The 15,657-nt window shown below is 63.1% G+C and carries 15 protein-coding genes; 8 read left to right on the top strand and 7 right to left on the bottom strand.

What is annotated here, in order from left to right; all coding sequences use genetic code 11:
• Nucleotides 1-208 precede the first annotated feature (208 nt).
• The 4 genes from pssA to AC1Q6P_RS21580 form a co-directional block, all read right to left on the bottom strand.
• On the bottom strand, nt 209-1,057 hold the full coding sequence (gene pssA, locus AC1Q6P_RS21595) for a CDP-diacylglycerol--serine O-phosphatidyltransferase (RefSeq protein WP_102769764.1): 849 nt from the start codon (nt 1,055-1,057) through the stop codon (nt 209-211).
• A 149-nt stretch (nt 1,058-1,206) separates the two neighbouring features.
• Entirely contained in the window at nt 1,207-2,223 is a 1,017-nt protein-coding gene (gene ilvC, locus AC1Q6P_RS21590; RefSeq protein ID WP_263520937.1) for a ketol-acid reductoisomerase, read from the bottom strand.
• An 83-nt stretch (nt 2,224-2,306) separates the two neighbouring features.
• The gene (ilvN, locus tag AC1Q6P_RS21585; protein ID WP_102769762.1) at nt 2,307-2,798 is read right to left on the bottom strand and encodes an acetolactate synthase small subunit; all 492 of its coding nucleotides are present in this window, start codon (nt 2,796-2,798) and stop codon (nt 2,307-2,309) included.
• A 168-nt stretch (nt 2,799-2,966) separates the two neighbouring features.
• A complete protein-coding gene (locus AC1Q6P_RS21580; RefSeq protein ID WP_492665939.1) occupies nt 2,967-4,772 on the bottom strand; it encodes an acetolactate synthase 3 catalytic subunit in 1,806 nt (601 codons plus the stop codon).
• 270 nt (nt 4,773-5,042) lie between these two features.
• Here AC1Q6P_RS21580 and AC1Q6P_RS21575 point away from each other — a divergent pair, with 270 nt between their 5' ends.
• The 5 genes from AC1Q6P_RS21575 (at nt 5,043) to AC1Q6P_RS21555 (ending at nt 7,922) form a co-directional block, all read left to right on the top strand.
• Entirely contained in the window at nt 5,043-5,609 is a 567-nt protein-coding gene (locus AC1Q6P_RS21575) for an RNA polymerase sigma factor (RefSeq protein WP_271009989.1), read from the top strand.
• Entirely contained in the window at nt 5,606-6,058 is a 453-nt protein-coding gene (locus tag AC1Q6P_RS21570; protein ID WP_102769759.1) for a DUF3619 family protein, read from the top strand. Before AC1Q6P_RS21575 ends, AC1Q6P_RS21570 begins: the two co-directional genes overlap by 4 nt.
• A 111-nt stretch (nt 6,059-6,169) precedes the next feature.
• A complete protein-coding gene (locus AC1Q6P_RS21565) occupies nt 6,170-6,994 on the top strand; it encodes a DUF3106 domain-containing protein (protein ID WP_492665938.1) in 825 nt (274 codons plus the stop codon).
• A gap of 3 nt (nt 6,995-6,997) precedes the next feature.
• Nucleotides 6,998-7,531 (top strand): RDD family protein, encoded by a 534-nt coding sequence (locus AC1Q6P_RS21560; protein ID WP_492665937.1) that lies wholly within the window; start codon nt 6,998-7,000, stop codon nt 7,529-7,531.
• Nucleotides 7,532-7,541: 10 nt separating this feature from the next.
• Nucleotides 7,542-7,922, top strand: a complete 381-nt coding sequence (locus AC1Q6P_RS21555) for a diacylglycerol kinase (RefSeq protein WP_102769756.1) — start codon at nt 7,542-7,544, stop codon at nt 7,920-7,922.
• Nucleotides 7,923-7,978: 56 nt separating this feature from the next.
• Here AC1Q6P_RS21555 and AC1Q6P_RS21550 read toward each other — a convergent pair whose 3' ends face one another.
• Together AC1Q6P_RS21550 and AC1Q6P_RS21545 are read right to left on the bottom strand one after the other, a co-directional pair.
• A complete protein-coding gene (locus tag AC1Q6P_RS21550; protein WP_102769755.1) occupies nt 7,979-8,317 on the bottom strand; it encodes a P-II family nitrogen regulator in 339 nt (112 codons plus the stop codon).
• Nucleotides 8,318-8,353: 36 nt separating this feature from the next.
• Entirely contained in the window at nt 8,354-10,042 is a 1,689-nt protein-coding gene (locus AC1Q6P_RS21545) for an NAD+ synthase (RefSeq protein ID WP_492665936.1), read from the bottom strand.
• Nucleotides 10,043-10,055: 13 nt separating this feature from the next.
• Between AC1Q6P_RS21545 and AC1Q6P_RS21540 the strand changes: the two genes are divergently transcribed.
• Nucleotides 10,056-11,222 (top strand): GNAT family N-acetyltransferase, encoded by a 1,167-nt coding sequence (locus AC1Q6P_RS21540; protein WP_492665935.1) that lies wholly within the window; start codon nt 10,056-10,058, stop codon nt 11,220-11,222.
• A 126-nt stretch (nt 11,223-11,348) separates the two neighbouring features.
• On the opposite strand, the gene ppa is transcribed toward AC1Q6P_RS21540, so the two are convergent.
• On the bottom strand, nt 11,349-11,891 hold the full coding sequence (gene ppa / locus AC1Q6P_RS21535; protein WP_102769753.1) for an inorganic diphosphatase: 543 nt from the start codon (nt 11,889-11,891) through the stop codon (nt 11,349-11,351).
• A 294-nt stretch (nt 11,892-12,185) separates the two neighbouring features.
• On the opposite strand from ppa, the gene AC1Q6P_RS21530 reads away from it, so the two are divergent.
• Complete coding sequence (locus AC1Q6P_RS21530) at nt 12,186-14,381, top strand: sodium-translocating pyrophosphatase (protein WP_102769752.1); 2,196 nt, start codon at nt 12,186-12,188, stop codon at nt 14,379-14,381.
• Nucleotides 14,382-14,550: 169 nt separating this feature from the next.
• Entirely contained in the window at nt 14,551-15,411 is an 861-nt protein-coding gene (locus AC1Q6P_RS21525) for a J domain-containing protein (protein ID WP_492665934.1), read from the top strand.
• Nucleotides 15,412-15,657: the final 246 nt, after the last annotated feature.

Genomic DNA, 15,657 nt, shown 5'->3' with positions numbered 1-15,657 from the left:
CAAGTGGCTCGGGTTGAGGGACAGAAAAACAAAACGGCCCGCGAAGCAGATGCTTGGCGGGCCGGTGATGTGCGAGGAAACTGGTGTGTAACGACGTGCGCGATCAGCGGGCCCGGGGCTCGATGGCTAGTAGCAGCAGTGCGGATGCGGAGGTCGACAACATGGACTTGAATATAGCACGCGAAATGCACGCCAAAGCGCGAGCGCTTCAGTCGTGCAAGCCCTTTTCATCAGGCTCGTCGGTCGATGTGGCAATCACGCTGACCGGCTTGCCCTTCATGCGCTTGTAGCCGTAGACCACATAGCCCGAGAGGCCGTAGGCGCAGAACAAGCCAAAGAGCACGCGCGGCGGGTCGATGTTGATAACGGCAATCCCCAGCGCAATCGCCACGATCACAATGAAGGGCACCGAGCGCTTGAAGCTCACATCCTTGAAGCTGTAGAACGGCGCATTGGTCACCATGGTCAGGCCCGCGTACAACGTGAAGCCAAACGCTACCCAGGCGAGCGAAGGCGTGCTGTGGATGGCCTTGAAGCCGGCGTCATCCACCACCCAGACCAGGCCCATCACCAGGGCCGCGGCAGCCGGGCTGGGCACACCCTGGAAGAAGCGCTTGTCCACCACCGCGATATTGGTGTTGAAGCGCGCCAGACGCAGGGCGGCACCGGCGATGTAGACGAAAGCCGCGAACCAGCCCCACTTGCCCAAGCCAGACAAGGCCCAGATGTACATGATCAGCGCCGGCGCGGCGCCGAAGGAGACCATGTCGGAGAGGCTGTCCATCTGCTCGCCGAAGGTGCTCTGCGTGTTGGTCATGCGCGCCACACGGCCGTCCAGGCTGTCCAGCACCATGGCCGCAAAAATGCCGTAGGCCGATTGCTCGAAGCGGCCATTCATGGCCATCACGATGGCGTAAAAGCCGCTGAACAGGGCCGCCAGGGTGAAGAGATTGGGCAGGATGTAGATGCCCTTGCGGCGCCGACGCACCGGCTCGTGCGCCTCGATGTCCTCATCGTCAGGCAGGGCTGCGGGCAGTGGATTCTTGGGATCGGTCATGGGGCGCAAGGATACAACAGGGGCTCCAAAGAAAAAGCCGCGAACAGGTCGCGGCTTTGCTGCTTGGAGCACTCAGCCAGTCCACACGAGATGTGGACTGGCCTTCGGATGGCGTCGGACAGCGCTCAAGCGCTGTCCTCGGTCCCTCCTCAGTTCTTGCTCTGATCGACCAGGCGGTTCTTCTTGATCCAGGGCATCATGGCGCGCAGCTTCTCGCCCACTTGCTCGATCGGATGCTCGGCGGTCAGGCGGCGACGGCTCAGCAGGGTCGGTGCGCCGGCCTTGTTTTCCAGGATGAAGCTCTTGGCGTACTCGCCGGTCTGGATGTCTTTCAGGCACTGACGCATGGCGTTCTTGGTTGCCTCGGTCACCACGCGCGGGCCGGTCACGTACTCGCCGTACTCGGCATTGTTGGAGATCGAGTAGTTCATGTTGGCGATACCGCCTTCATAAATCAGGTCAACGATCAGCTTCAGCTCGTGCAGGCACTCGAAGTAGGCCATCTCGGGCGCGTAGCCGGCTTCGGTCAGGGTTTCAAAGCCGGCCTTGATCAGCTCCACGGCACCGCCGCACAACACGGCTTGTTCGCCGAACAGATCGGTCTCGGTCTCTTCGCGGAAGTTGGTCTCGATGATGCCGGCCTTGCCGCCACCGTTGGCGGAGGCATAGCTCAGGGCCAGATCGCGGGCGCGGCCGGTCTTGTCGGCGTACACAGCGATCAGGTGGGGCACGCCGCCACCCTGGGTGTAGGTGCCGCGCACGGTGTGGCCAGGGGCCTTGGGCGCAACCATCCAGACATCCAGATCAGCGCGCGGCGTGACCTGGCCGTAGTGCACATTGAAGCCGTGAGCGAAGGCCAGCGAAGCGCCGGGCTTGATATTAGGCTCGACCTCGTTCTTGTAGACCTCGGCGATCTGCTCGTCGGGCAGCAGGATCATGACCACATCGGCAGCCTTCACAGCCTCGGCAATTTCGGCCACCTTCAGGCCGGCATTCTCGGCCTTGGCCCAGGACGCGCCGCTGCGGCGCAGACCGACGGTGACCTTGACGCCGCTGTCGTTCAGATTTTGCGCATGGGCATGGCCTTGTGAGCCGTAGCCGATGATGGTGACGTTCTTGCCCTTGATGAGGCTGAGGTCGGCGTCCTTGTCATAAAAAACGTTCATGTCGGTCTCCAGAAAAATTCAGTGAATCGGTCGAAAAAGAAGGGGTGGGTACTGCCAGAAGGATCTGATGAACTGGGGCGTCATCAAAGGCGCAGAATGCGCTCGCCGCGGCCGATGCCGCTGGTGCCGGTGCGCACCGTTTCCAGAATGGAGGCGCGGTCGATCGCACCGATGAAGGCATCGAGCTTGCTGGCATCGCCAGTCAGCTCGATGGTGTAGGTCTTCTCGGTCACATCGATGATGCGGCCGCGGAAGATGTCGGCGGTGCGCTTCATCTCTTCGCGCTCCTTGCCGACCGCGCGCACCTTGATGAGCATGAGCTCGCGCTCGGTGTAATTGCCTTCGGTCAGGTCCACGACCTTGACCACTTCGATCAGGCGGTTCAGGTGCTTGGTGATCTGCTCGATCACCTCGTCCGAACCGGTGGTGACGATGGTCATGCGCGACAAGGATGCATCCTCGGTCGGCGCCACGGTCAGGCTCTCGATGTTGTAGCCACGGGCGGAGAACAAGGCGACGACGCGCGACAGCGCGCCCGGCTCGTTCTCGATGAGCAGTGCAATGATGTGTTTCATGGGTGTGGTCTCGTCCTTCGCGCTCTTCAAACCGGCGGCGGTAACCGACGGCTCTTGGCCACGCTCTTCGATGGAGGGAAACAGGTGCGAGGCTTGGGCGGAGTGCTGCGAGCGGGGCCTCTGGCAGCAGCGCGGTAACGCTGGCGCCCAGGCCCTGCCCTCAGGCACTCACAGGTCCTCGGACCCCAGGCGCATTTCCGAAATGCCCTTGCCCGCCTGGACCATGGGCCAGACGTTCTCGGTCGGATCGGTGCGGATGTCGAGAAAGACCGTGCGATCCTTCAGGCGCATGGCTTCACGCAGCGCGCCTTCGACATCACCGGGCTTCTCGACCAGCAGGCCGACATGGCCATAGGCCTCGGCCAGCTTGACGAAATCAGGCAGCGCTTCCATGTAGCTGTGGGAGTAGCGCTTGCCATAGTCGAGCTCCTGCCACTGCCGCACCATGCCGAGGTAGCGGTTGTTCAAGGCGACGATCTTGACCGGCGTCTTGTACTGCTGGCAGGTGGACAGCTCCTGGATGCACATTTGGATGCTGCCCTCGCCGGTGACGCAGAACACGTCCGATTCCGGCTTGGCCAGCTTGATGCCCATGGCGTAGGGCAGGCCCACACCCATGGTGCCGAGGCCGCCGGAGTTGATCCAGCGGCGCGGTTCTTCGAAGCGGTAGAACTGGGCCGCCCACATCTGGTGCTGCCCCACATCTGAGGTGATGTAGGCATCGCGGTCTTTGGTCAGGTTCCACAAGGTCTCGACCACCATCTGCGGCTTGATCACCTCGGTGGACGGCTTGTAGGCCAGGCATTCGCGGCGACGCCATTCGTTGATCTGGCTCCACCAGGCATTGATGGAGGCCGAATCGGGCTTGGCCTGTGCTTCCTTGATCTGGAAGATCAGCTCTTGCAGCACGTCCTTGACGTCACCGACGATGGGGATGTCCACGCGCACACGCTTGGAGATCGAGGACGGGTCGATGTCCACATGGATGATCTTGCGCTCGACCTGGGCGAAGTGCTTGGGGTTGCCGATCACCCGGTCATCGAAACGAGCGCCCACGGCCAGCAGCACATCGCAGTGCTGCATGGTCATATTGGCTTCGTAGGTGCCGTGCATGCCCAGCATGCCCAGGAATTTGGGGTCACTCGCGGGAATGGCGCCCAGGCCCATCAAGGTGTTGGTGCAGGGGTAGCCCAGCAGATTGACCAGCTCACGCAGCTCGGCCGAGGACTCGCCCAGGATGACGCCGCCACCCGAGTAGATGTAGGGGCGTTTGGCCTGCAGCAAGAGCTGCACGGCCTTGCGGATCTGGCCCGAGTGGCCCTTGCGCGCCGGGTTGTAGGAGCGCATCTCCACATGCTTGGGGTACTCGAAGGCAGCGCCCAGCTTGGCCATGGAGACATCCTTGGGGATGTCCACCACCACCGGGCCGGGCCGGCCGGTGCGGGCGATGTGGAAGGCTTTCTTCATCGTCATGGCCAGATCGCGCACATCCTTGACCAGGAAGTTGTGCTTGACGATGGGCCGGGTGATGCCGACGGTGTCGCATTCCTGGAAGGCGTCCAGGCCGATCGCCGGCGTGGGCACTTGGCCGGTCACGATCACCATGGGGATCGAGTCCATATAGGCCGTGGCAATGCCGGTGATGGCATTGGTCACACCCGGACCCGAGGTCACCAGTGCCACGCCGACATCGCCGGTGGCGCGGGCATAGCCGTCAGCGGCATGCACGGCAGCCTGCTCATGGCGAACCAGAACGTGTTGGATGGTTTCCTGTTTGTACAGTGCGTCGTAGATGTACAGCACTGCGCCGCCGGGATAGCCCCAAAGGAATTGAACACCTTCGGCCTGCAGGCAACGAACCAGGATCTCGGAACCGTTGAGGTCCGACGAGGAGGGAGAGGGGTTTGAGGAGTGAGGCTGCGCACGACCATCCGAGGCCGCAACGCGCTTGACTTCCGCGCTAGACATGTCCATTTCGAACCTTTGTGAATTTCTCTAACGAAAAACCATCGGTGTCCCTTCTCGCACCCTTGTGAGGTGGACTCGGAACCTGCGCGATCAAAAAACTTGGCACCCGGGTCGGGCAAGCCAGTCTGAGACCAGTGACTTCATTGTGCGAAGCAGCATTATGCACCGACTCGGGTGCGCCTCCCTCGACTTGCTCGCCTAGAACGGCGCTCTGGCGCCACGCAATGCGATACTTCGCGCTGTTTTGCCAGTCCGGGCTTGCCGCCCTCCTCCTCCTTGGCCACCGACAAAGAACTCAACGATTTCCTGCGCAGCGTCGACCAACGCGCGTTCAAACGCACCGCCTACATGGTGCGTGACGACGATGCCGCGCTGGACATCGTGCAAGACGCCATGATCCGCCTGGCCGAAAAGTACTTCGACCGCCCGGCGGCCGAACTGCCCATGCTGTTCCAGCGCATCCTGTCCAACGCGACCATGGATTACTTCCGGCGCAAGAAGGTGCGCAACGGGGTGATGCAAAACATGTCGGACTTCGAAGGCAGCGACGACGACGGCGATTTCGACCTGCTCGAAATGCTGGAAGGCCAGGAGGGCGCGCTGGGCGCCTTGAGCGCGGCCGACGAGGTGTCGCGGGCCCAGATCTTGCAGGTCATTGATGCGGAAGTGGCGGAGCTGCCGGCGCGTCAACGGGAAGCCTTCCTGCTGCGTTACTGGGAGGAACTGGATGTCGCGGAGACCGCCAGCGTCATGGGATGCTCGGAAGGCAGTGTTAAAACTCACTGCTCCCGAGCCACGCATGCATTGGCAAAATCGCTGAAGGCCAAGGGAATCACACTATGAACACGTCGAAGCACTCACAGTTTGCGCAAGAGCTGGACGCCCGCGTGGCACGTTTCGGCCTGCGCGTGGCCGCTGGCCTGAGCGAACGCAACCAGGCCTTGCCGGCCGATGTTTCCGAACGCCTGCGTTTCGCCCGCGAGCAGGCCCTGCTCAAGGCGCGCAGCGCCCGCGCCGCCCAGAGCGAACTCGCGCCCAGCACCCAGCTGGTGCGCAACGGCGCCAGCTTGGCCCTGTTCGGGGGCAAAGGGTCGCCGCGCTGGCTGAAGTTCGCCTCGCTGATGCCGCTGTTCATGCTGGTTCTTGGCCTGGCACTGATTCAGCATGGTCAGTTCTACGAGCAAATTCTGGCCGCTGCCGAAGTGGACACGGCCTTGCTGGCCGACAACCTGCCCCCTTCGGCTTACAGCGACCCAGGTTTCTCTGAATTCTTGAGCGACGAGCAAGACTGACGGATGCGCACCATTGCCCCCTCGAAAGGCGCGTCCATCCGGTCCGACCTCTCCACGACTTTCTGCGGCGGGCTCGCTGCCGCTTTGCTGAGCCTGGTCACGTCGACAGCCTTGGCACAGATTCCGGCGCCGGTCAGCGAAGCCGCCAGCGTGCCGGGCGCAAGCGCTCCTGCGGCCAGCGCCGTGCCACCGCCCAAAGCTCTGCCCCCGGCCACCGCCGCTTCGGCGGTCAAGCGAGCGCCCGCTCCTATCCTCGGTGCCGGGACGGCCTTGCTCCCTCCGAACTGGACGGCCTTGAGCGCGGCGCAAAAGAAGATCTTGGCCCCGCTCGAACGCGATTGGGACGGTCTGGACACCGGCCGCAAAAGCAAATGGCTGGAAGTGGCACAACGCTTTCCCGGCCTGCCAGCGGAAGAGCAAGCGCGCATGCAAGAGCGTATGCGTGATTGGACGCGACTCAGCGCCGGCGAGCGCCAGCAAGCGCGAGCCGGCTTCCAAGCCGCCGCCCAGCAATTGAATCCAGGTGACCGCCAGGCCAAATGGGAGGCCTACCAGGCTCTGCCGCCGGAGAAGCGCCAGCAACTTGCGGACAAGGCAGCCAAGAAGCAGGCGCCGAAGAAGGTCGGCGTTCCGGCTGCAGCCGCCATCGCAAGCCAGACCAAATCCAATCTTGTGCCAGCCCTGCCCAAGAGCTTGCCTGTCAAGCCGGTGGCCCCTTCTGTGCTGCAAGCAAAACCGGGGGTCAGCACGGTGCTGATCACACAGCATGCGCTGCGCCCCAGCCACCAGCGCGCGGGCCAAACCAAAGTGTGGGCCGACCCCAGCTTGGTCGACAGCAAGACCTTGCTGCCCAAGCGGCGCCCGGCTTCGGCCGCACCTGCGGCCGCAACGGCTTCCGCCCCTCTCCCAGCGAGCACTGCCGCTTCCGCCCCCTGATCCATGAGCGACTCTGATTCCCTGACACCCGCGCCGGCGCGGGCGCCCGGCTTGGCGCGACGCCTGGCGGCTTTCCTGTATGAAGGAATCCTGCTGTTTGCGGTGGCCATGGCCACGGGCCTGGTGTACTCACCGCTGGCGCAACAACGCCACGCACTGGAGCACCGCAACGGCTTGATGCTGGCCTTGGCTGGCAGCTTTGGCGCCTACTTCGTCTATTTCTGGAGCCGCAGCGGCCAGACCCTGCCGATGAAGACCTGGCACATCCGTGTGCTGCGCCTCGACGGCCAGCCACTGAGCGTGGGTCAGGCCCTGCTGCGCTATGTTTTGAGCTTCGCCTGGTGGCTGCTGCCGGTGATGGCTGCATTGCAGATGCGCCAGCACGGCCTGGGCTTTGGCGCCATCAGTGTGGTGGGCCTGCTCGGTTTGCTGGGCTATGCCGCACTGAGCCGGGTACTGCCTGGCGGGCAGTTCCTGCATGATGTGATCGGCCGCACCCAGTTGGTCAGCCAGGTCCCGACTCCTAAATCCAAGTGAGCACTTCGAGATGAGCAACCCGCACAAGGGCCGTACCGGCATCGACCGGATCATCCATGCGGCCGGCTATTCCATGTCCGGACTGAAGGCAGCCTACACCGGGGAAAGTGCGTTTCGCCAGGAGGTCTGGCTGTTGATCCTGGCCACGCCGGCCGCTTTCTGGCTGGGCGAGGGCTGGGTGCAGGTGTCGCTGCTGCTGGGCTCGCTGCTGCTGGTGCTGATCGTCGAGTTGCTGAACTCGGGCATCGAGGCCGCGATCGACCGTGTGTCCTTCGAGATCCACGATTTGTCCAAGCGGGCCAAGGACCTGGCCAGCGCCGCCGTGCTGCTGGCTCTGCTGCTGTGCGTCGGTGTGTGGGGCGCAGCCTTGTGGCAGCGCTTCATGGCCTGAGCCAAGGCGGCCGAGCGCCTCATGGCTTCAGCGGCGCGAACCGCTGACGCGAGGTCTCAGACCGCGGCTTCGTCGGTCTCACCGGTGCGGATGCGCACCACCTGCTCGACCGGAGTGACGAAAATCTTGCCGTCGCCAATCTTGCCGGTCTTGGCGGCCTTGAGGATGGCGTCGATGCAGCGCTCGACGTCTTCGTCCTTGACCACCACCTCCACCTTCACCTTGGGCAGGAAGTCCACCACGTACTCGGCGCCGCGGTAGAGCTCGGTGTGGCCCTTCTGACGGCCAAAGCCCTTGACCTCGGTGACGGTCAAGCCCGATGCGCCCACCTCGGCCAGCGATTCGCGGACTTCGTCCAGCTTGAATGGCTTGATGATGGCGGTGATCTGCTTCATGGACGGATGCTCCTGGAAAGATGGGGACCTGGGGATTTAAGCACGGAACTTCGAGGTAATCGGATAGCGCCAATCCCGCCCGAAAGCGCGATGGGTGATGCGAATGCCGATGGGTGCCTGACGGCGCTTGTATTCGTTGATCTTGATCAGCCGGGTCACACGCTCGACATCGGCCGGATCAAAGCCCGCCGCGACAATCTCGGCCAGAGACTGATCCTCTTCCATATAGCGGGCGAGGATGGCGTCCAGCACCTCGTACGGCGGCAAACTGTCCTGATCCTTCTGATCGGGGCGTAGCTCGGCCGAGGGCGGCCTGGTGATGATGCGTTCGGGGATGATGGGGCCGACCGTACCATCGGCACGCCGCGTGGGCTGCTCGTTACGCCAGCGCGCCAGGCGGAAGACCAAGGTCTTGGCGACATCCTTGATCACGGCGAAGCCACCAGCCATATCGCCGTACAGCGTGCAGTAGCCGGTGGCCATTTCGCTCTTGTTGCCGGTGGTCAGCACGATGGAGCCAAACTTGTTGGACAGCGCCATCAGCAAAGTGCCGCGGATGCGGGCCTGGATGTTTTCTTCGGTCGCGTCCAGTGGCAGACCCTGGAACTCCTCAGCCAGGCTGGCGTTGAAGGCCTCGAACATGGGCACGATGGATTTTTCGTCGTAACGCACGCCCAGGCGCTCCGCCATGTCGCGGGCGTCAATCCAGGAAATATCCGCCGTGTAGGGCGACGGCATCATCACCGTGCGCACCTTGTCGGCGCCCAGCGCATCGACCGCAACGGCCAACACCAGGGCCGAATCGATGCCGCCGGACAGGCCGATCAAAGCCCCCGGAAAGCCGTTCTTGCCGATGTAATCCCGCACGCCGGTGACCAAAGCGCCCCAGGCTTGGGCTTCCAGCTCCGGCAGAGGCAAGACCTGACCCTGGACGCGCCCCTGGGCATCCAGTTCGATTAGCAGCAGTTCCTCTTCGAACATGGCTGCCCGCGCAGCGAGTTGGCCCTGGGCGTCGAGCGCGAACGACGCGCCATCAAACACCACCTCGTCCTGCCCGCCCACCAGATGGGCGTAGAGCAAGGGCAAGCCCACATCGGCCACCCGCTCGGCCATGCGCGCCTCGCGCTCGGCCACCTTGCCCAGATGGAAGGGGGAGGCATTCAGCACGCACAGCACCTGGGCGCCGGCCGCCTTGGCGGCGCGGGCGGGTTCGTCGAACCAAGCGTCTTCGCAGATGTTCAAGCCAAAACGCAGACCGCCGACGTCAAAAACCAGAGGCGCCTCGCCCGCATCACGACCCGAGACGAAATAGCGCCGCTCGTCAAAGACCTGGTAATTGGGCAGCTCGCGCTTGGCATAGCTGCGCAAGACCTGTCCCCCTGCCAGCACTGAGGCTGCATTGAAGCGCGCCGGCACGGCCCAGCTCTTGGACCTAAGATCCGCCGCTCCCTCGCGTTGCAGTGGATGGCCGACGACGACATGCAAACCCGAGCAATCAGCCAGTTCGCTGGCGATCCAATGCAGCTGCTCATCGCAGGCCTGCATGAATGCATGCCGCAGCAACAGATCTTCGGGCGGATAGCCACACAGGCTCAGTTCGGGGGTCAGCAAGAGCTGGGCGCCGGCCTCATGGGCGCGGCGAGCGAACTCGACAATCTTTTTGGCGTTGCCCGCGAGATCACCGACGGTGACATTGATTTGCGCAAGCGCGACTTTCACGGACATGGGCCTCACACAGATGAAAACTAGCTCGGCCGATTATGTCATCCGGGTCCATTCCGACCTGCAGGAGCTGCCTCTCGACGCCTGGAATGCCTTGCTGGCCGAGCAAGCCCAGGCCACGCCTTTCATGCGCCTGGAGTACCTGCAAGCGCTGCAGCAATCGGGCAGCGCCACGGCCGCCACCGGTTGGCAAGCGCAGTTCCTGAGTGTCTGGCAGGGCGAGCGCTTGATCGCGGCCTGCCCGGCCTATTTGAAGAGCCACTCCTACGGCGAGTACGTGTTCGACTGGGCCTGGGCCGATGCCTACCAACGCCATGGCCTGGACTACTATCCCAAGCTGCTGGTGGCCGTGCCCTTCACCCCGGTGCCCGGCGCTCGACTGCTGGCTGCGGACGGGGCTGGGCGGCAGTTGCTCCTCGATGCGCTGCTGACTCTGGCGCGCCAACAATCGCTGTCTTCTGCGCACATCCTGTTTGCGAACGAAGCGGAGCAGTCCGCGGCAAGCGAGGGGGGCTGGATGGCGCGCAACGGCGTGCAGTTCCATTGGAGCAATCGCTCAGATACACCTTACCGAGACTTCGAGGACTTCCTCGCCTCGCTGCAGCGCGAGAAGCGCAAAAAGATTCAGCAGGAAGAACGCAAAGTGCGCGAGGCCGGCGTGAGCTTCGAAGCTCGCCAGGGCACGGAGATTCAAGAGGCGGATTGGGATTTCTTCCACCGCTGTTACCAGCTGACCTACCGCGCCCACCACAGCCGGCCCTATCTGACGAGGGACTTTTTTCGGCTCATGGCACAGCGCATGCCCGAACACTGGCTGCTGTTCATCGCCCGGCGCGAGGGACAGGCGGTGGCCGCCTCACTGATCGCGCTGGACCCGGAGCAAGGCGTGGCGTTTGGACGTTACTGGGGGGCGACCGAAGCCATCTCCTGCCTGCACTTCGAGGCCTGCTACTACCAGCCCTTGCGCTGGTGCATCGCCCGGGGCTACCAGCGCTTCGAAGGAGGCGCGCAGGGCGAGCACAAGATGGCGCGGGGCCTGATGCCGGTCAGCACCGGCTCCAGCCACTGGCTGGCACACCCGGACTTCAGCCAGGCCGTGGCGGAGTTTCTCGGGCGCGAGGGGCAAGCCATGCATGCCTATGTCAACGAGCTGGAATTGCACCAGCCCTTCAAGCCCAGCTGACCCCTGCCCGGCGCTTGCCGTCCTCAATGGCCAATAAAAAAGCGCCGGCACAAGGCTGTGCGGGCGCTTTTGCGGCGGCGGGCTGAACGCAGCGTTGCTGAGTAGCCAGCCTCAGCCAGCAGGAACTCAGGCCTTGGCCTGAGCCTTGGCGTAGTTTTCGATGCCGGCGGTGATTTCAGCCTTGGCGGCTTCAGGGCCTTCCCAGCCTTGCACCTTGACCCACTTGCCGGGCTCCAGGTCCTTGTAGTGCTCGAAGAAATGCTGGATGGCGTTCAGGCGCATCTTGTTCACGTCTTCGGGCTTTTGCCAGTGGGTGTACATCGGCAGGATCTTCTCGATGGGCACGGCCAGCAGCTTGGCGTCGCCGCCTGCTTCATCTTCCATCTTCAGCACGCCCACCGCGCGGCAGGTGACCACCACGCCCGGGGTCAGCGGGTACGGCGTCACCACCAGCACATCCACCGGGTCGCCGTCATCCGACAGGGTCTGCGGGATGTAGCCGTAGTTGCAGGGATAGTGCATGGCCGTGGTCATGAAGCGGTCCACGAACATGGCGCCGGTTTCCTTGTCGACCTCGTACTTGATCGGGTCGGCGTTCATCGGGATCTCGATGATGACGTTGAACTGTTCGGGCGCCTTGGCGCCGGGTGTGACGTTGTGCAGGCTCATGATTCTCTTGGTCTAACGCGAGGGGAAACCCGGATTCTAAGGGCTGCGCTTACACCGCCGTGACAGCGGTGGCGCAAGCTGCAACACCCCAGGCTACGACACACCGCTGGACTTGGACGTCAGCGCATCGTTTACCCGCAAACACTGGGTAAACACCCAGAGCGCTCGATTGCTTTACGCAAAGCCCATCCCGTAGCATCAAACGCAGCGACCTGAGCCGCCACCGTGCAGGTCTGGCGTAGGGGCATCGAGGCGCATTCCGATTTGGCAGTTACACCAACAGGAGACCCGTTCATGACGACCCAATTGGCGCTGTACTTCGCGCTGGCCTGCGGTATCGCCGCAGTCTTGTATGGCTTCATCCAGAGAAGCTGGATCTTGAGTCAGGACGCGGGCAATCCCCGCATGCAGGAAATCGCCGCGGCCATCCAGCAAGGAGCCGCCGCCTACCTCGCACGGCAGTACAAGACGATTGCCGTGGTCGGCGTCGTGCTGACCCTTTTGATTGCCTTCTTCCTGGACCTGCGCACCGCCATCGGCTTTGTCTTGGGCGCGGTGCTCTCGGGCGCCTGCGGTTTCATCGGCATGAATGTCTCGGTGCGCGCCAATGTGCGCACCGCCCAGGCCGCCACCAAGGGCATCGGCCCGGCGCTGGATGTCGCGTTCAAGGGCGGTGCCATCACCGGCATGCTGGTCGTGGGCCTTGGCCTGCTGGGCGTGAGCCTGTTCTTCTGGTACCTCAGCGGTGGCGAGAAGGTGGATTCCGCCACGCTCAAGCCCTTGCTGGGCTTTGCCTTCGGCTCTTCGCTGATCTCCATCTTCGCTCGCCTGGGTGGCGGCATTTTCACCAAGGGCGCCGATGTGGGCGCTGACCTGGTGGGCAAGGTCGAAGCCGGCATTCCCGAGGACGACCCGCGCAACCCGGCGGTGATCGCCGACAACGTCGGCGACAACGTCGGCGACTGCGCCGGCATGGCCGCTGACTTGTTCGAGACCTATGCGGTCACCTTGATCGCCACCATGGCGCTGGGCGCTCTGGTGGTCACCGCCGCACCGATGGCCGCCATCCTCTACCCGCTGATGCTGGGGGGCGTGTCCATCATCGCGTCCATCATCGGCTGCTACTTCGTCAAAGCCTCACCTGGCATGAAGAATGTGATGCCGGCGCTTTACAAAGGCCTCGCAGTGGCCGGCGTGCTGTCCCTGATCGCCTTCTACTTCGTCACCAATGCAGTCGTGCCCGATGACGCCCTGGGTGCCGGCACCCGCATGCGCTTGTTCGGCGCTTGCGCCGTCGGCTTGGTGCTGACCGCGGCCCTGGTCTGGATCACCGAGTTCTACACCGGCACCCAGTACTCACCCGTCAAACACATCGCACAAGCGTCCACCACCGGTCACGGCACCAACATCATCGCGGGCCTGGGCGTGTCGATGCGTTCGACAGCATGGCCCGTGCTGTTTGTTTGCGCCGCCATTCTGGCGACCTATCAACTCGGCGGTCTGTACGCGATCGCCGTGGCCGCCACCTCCATGCTGAGCATGGCCGGCATCGTCGTTGCACTGGACGCCTACGGTCCCATCACCGACAACGCCGGCGGCATTGCCGAGATGTCCGAACTGCCTTCCAGCGTGCGCGACGTGACGGACCCCCTGGACGCCGTGGGCAACACCACCAAGGCCGTGACCAAGGGCTACGCCATTGGCTCGGCCGGCCTTGCCGCGCTGGTGCTGTTCGCGGACTACACCCACTCGCTGGAAAGCCGCGGCCTGAGCGTGAGCTTCGACCTCAGCGACCCCAAGGTCATCGTGGGCCTGTTCATCGGCGGCCTGATCCCCTATCTGTTCGGCGCCATGGCGATGGAAGCGGTTGGTCGTGCTGCGGGCGCGGTCGTCGTTGAGGTTCGCCGCCAGTTCCGCGATATCAAGGGCATCATGGATGGCAGCGGCAAGCCGGAATACGGCACCGCCGTCGACATGCTGACCACCGCGGCGATCAAGGAAATGATCGTGCCCTCACTGCTGCCCGTGGTGGTGCCGGTCTTGGTCGGCCTGCTGCTCGGCCCCGCCGCATTGGGCGGCCTGCTGATGGGCACCATCGTCACCGGCCTCTTTGTCGCCATTTCCATGTGCACCGGCGGCGGCGCTTGGGACAACGCCAAGAAGTACATCGAAGACGGCCACCACGGAGGCAAGGGCTCGGAAGCTCACAAGGCCGCTGTCACCGGAGACACGGTTGGTGACCCCTACAAAGACACCGCAGGCCCCGCCGTCAATCCGCTGATCAAGATCATCAACATCGTGGCCTTGCTGATCGTTCCGCTGCTGCCTTTGCCCACCACGGCACCGGCCGCAGCCCACGGCACGAACAGCCCAGCCGCCATTGCTGCACAACCGACCGATTCGCCACAGGCTGCGTCCGACACCAAGGTGCTTACCGCGGCGCCAGGCTCAGCTGCGGAACAAGCCAGTGCCGCCGCCTCTCAACCTTGACAGACTGAATCAAAAGTACTGGAGCGAGCGATTCGCCGATTGGCAGGCTCACACGGGTTAGCCCCGAGATAAAACAGCCCCTGCGGGGGCTGTTTTCATTTCAGGAACTTCACTCGTCACGCCACAATAGAACTGTTTGAATGACCGTCCAACCCACTCACTCGGTGCCATGAACAATTCTGCACTTTCAAGGCATGGACTGGACCGCCGAAGGGCTCAATTGCGAGAGCTGCAGCGCTATTTGCAAGCCCAGGAGCAGGAATTCTTCGAACTGCATGGCCACCTGAGGGCTTTCGTCGACCGGTATGTGGCCACCCTTGGCTCCTCCTATTTGGAATTGGATGCTCTGGAATCGCAGTTACACACGGCCACCCAATACTTGGCCGAAGCTTTGCGCCGCAATGGCATTTCAGCTCGCACGCCACGTGCGCCGCAAGCCACGGCCTTGCCAACCATCCCTTTCTTGCCCACAGCACCCCCACTTCCCGCGGAACCCGCTGCCGGGGTGATCGATCTGCCGCCGCCGAGCTTAAAGACTTTGTATCGGCGCGCAGCCATGCGTCTGCATCCTGATTTCGCCGACAACGAGAACGAGCGTCAGCGCCGCGAGCAAGCCATGATGCTGGTGAACGAAGCCTACGCCTCAGAAAACCGAACACGCCTGGAAGCACTACTCCTGGCTGCCGGAGAAGATCCACTCAAAGTCACCGGAGGCAATGCCGACGCCTTGCGCGAATGGCTCAGCCGCTGCGAGAACTCGGTACAGGGCCGTCTCCGCGTGGTTCAAGCCCACCGTATTGCGCTCGAAGCCCACCCCATGCACCAACTCTGGCAGGCTATCAGTCGGGCCGAAAAACTGGGGCTGGACCCGTTCCAAGTGATGGTCCAACGCCTGCGCAGCCAAATTGCAGAACGTCGCCAGGAGCTTTATATCGGCCAACGCCTACAACCGGAACCCGGCCTCGCCGAAGATTTTTTGCGTCGACGTATCGAACGCATGGGGGCGAGCGTAGGGGTTGATAGCGCCTGAGAAAGAGCGCGCCGAAACAATCTTCCCGCTACGCCTTTGCTTCATATTGAATCCAAAGGCACGACGCAAGGTGCCTGGCCGATCGAAGACAAAGCTTTCATCGTCACAAGGATTTGCGACCTGTAAAGCAAAACGCCCCCGATTCATTCGAACCGGGGGCGTTGCTTAGATATTAGCCTGACGATGACCTACTTTCACACGGGAACCCGCACTATCATCGGCGCTGAGGCATTTCACTGTCCTGTT

Source organism: Roseateles sp. GW835-FHT13E02, from assembly GCF_058794035.1.
Note: the sequence above shows the minus strand (reverse complement) of the source record. Positions and strands in the feature narration are given on the sequence as shown.

Bases quoted from the DNA above. Each gene is read 5' to 3' on its own strand.
- ilvN (WP_102769762.1), bottom strand. From the start codon at position 2,798: ATGAAACACATCATTGCACTGCTCATCGAGAACGAGCCGGGCGCGCTG.
- AC1Q6P_RS21580 (WP_492665939.1), bottom strand. From the start codon at position 4,772: ATGGACATGTCTAGCGCGGAAGTCAAGCGCGTTGCGGCCTCGGATGGT.
- AC1Q6P_RS21555 (WP_102769756.1), top strand. From the start codon at position 7,542: ATGAGCAACCCGCACAAGGGCCGTACCGGCATCGACCGGATCATCCAT.
- ppa (WP_102769753.1), bottom strand. From the start codon at position 11,891: ATGAGCCTGCACAACGTCACACCCGGCGCCAAGGCGCCCGAACAGTTC.
- AC1Q6P_RS21550 (WP_102769755.1), bottom strand. From the start codon at position 8,317: ATGAAGCAGATCACCGCCATCATCAAGCCATTCAAGCTGGACGAAGTC.
- AC1Q6P_RS21560 (WP_492665937.1), top strand. From the start codon at position 6,998: ATGAGCGACTCTGATTCCCTGACACCCGCGCCGGCGCGGGCGCCCGGC.
- AC1Q6P_RS21545 (WP_492665936.1), bottom strand. From the start codon at position 10,042: ATGTCCGTGAAAGTCGCGCTTGCGCAAATCAATGTCACCGTCGGTGAT.
- ilvC (WP_263520937.1), bottom strand. From the start codon at position 2,223: ATGAACGTTTTTTATGACAAGGACGCCGACCTCAGCCTCATCAAGGGC.
- AC1Q6P_RS21525 (WP_492665934.1), top strand. From the start codon at position 14,551: ATGAACAATTCTGCACTTTCAAGGCATGGACTGGACCGCCGAAGGGCT.
- AC1Q6P_RS21530 (WP_102769752.1), top strand. From the start codon at position 12,186: ATGACGACCCAATTGGCGCTGTACTTCGCGCTGGCCTGCGGTATCGCC.
- pssA (WP_102769764.1), bottom strand. From the start codon at position 1,057: ATGACCGATCCCAAGAATCCACTGCCCGCAGCCCTGCCTGACGATGAG.
- AC1Q6P_RS21540 (WP_492665935.1), top strand. From the start codon at position 10,056: ATGAAAACTAGCTCGGCCGATTATGTCATCCGGGTCCATTCCGACCTG.
- AC1Q6P_RS21570 (WP_102769759.1), top strand. From the start codon at position 5,606: ATGAACACGTCGAAGCACTCACAGTTTGCGCAAGAGCTGGACGCCCGC.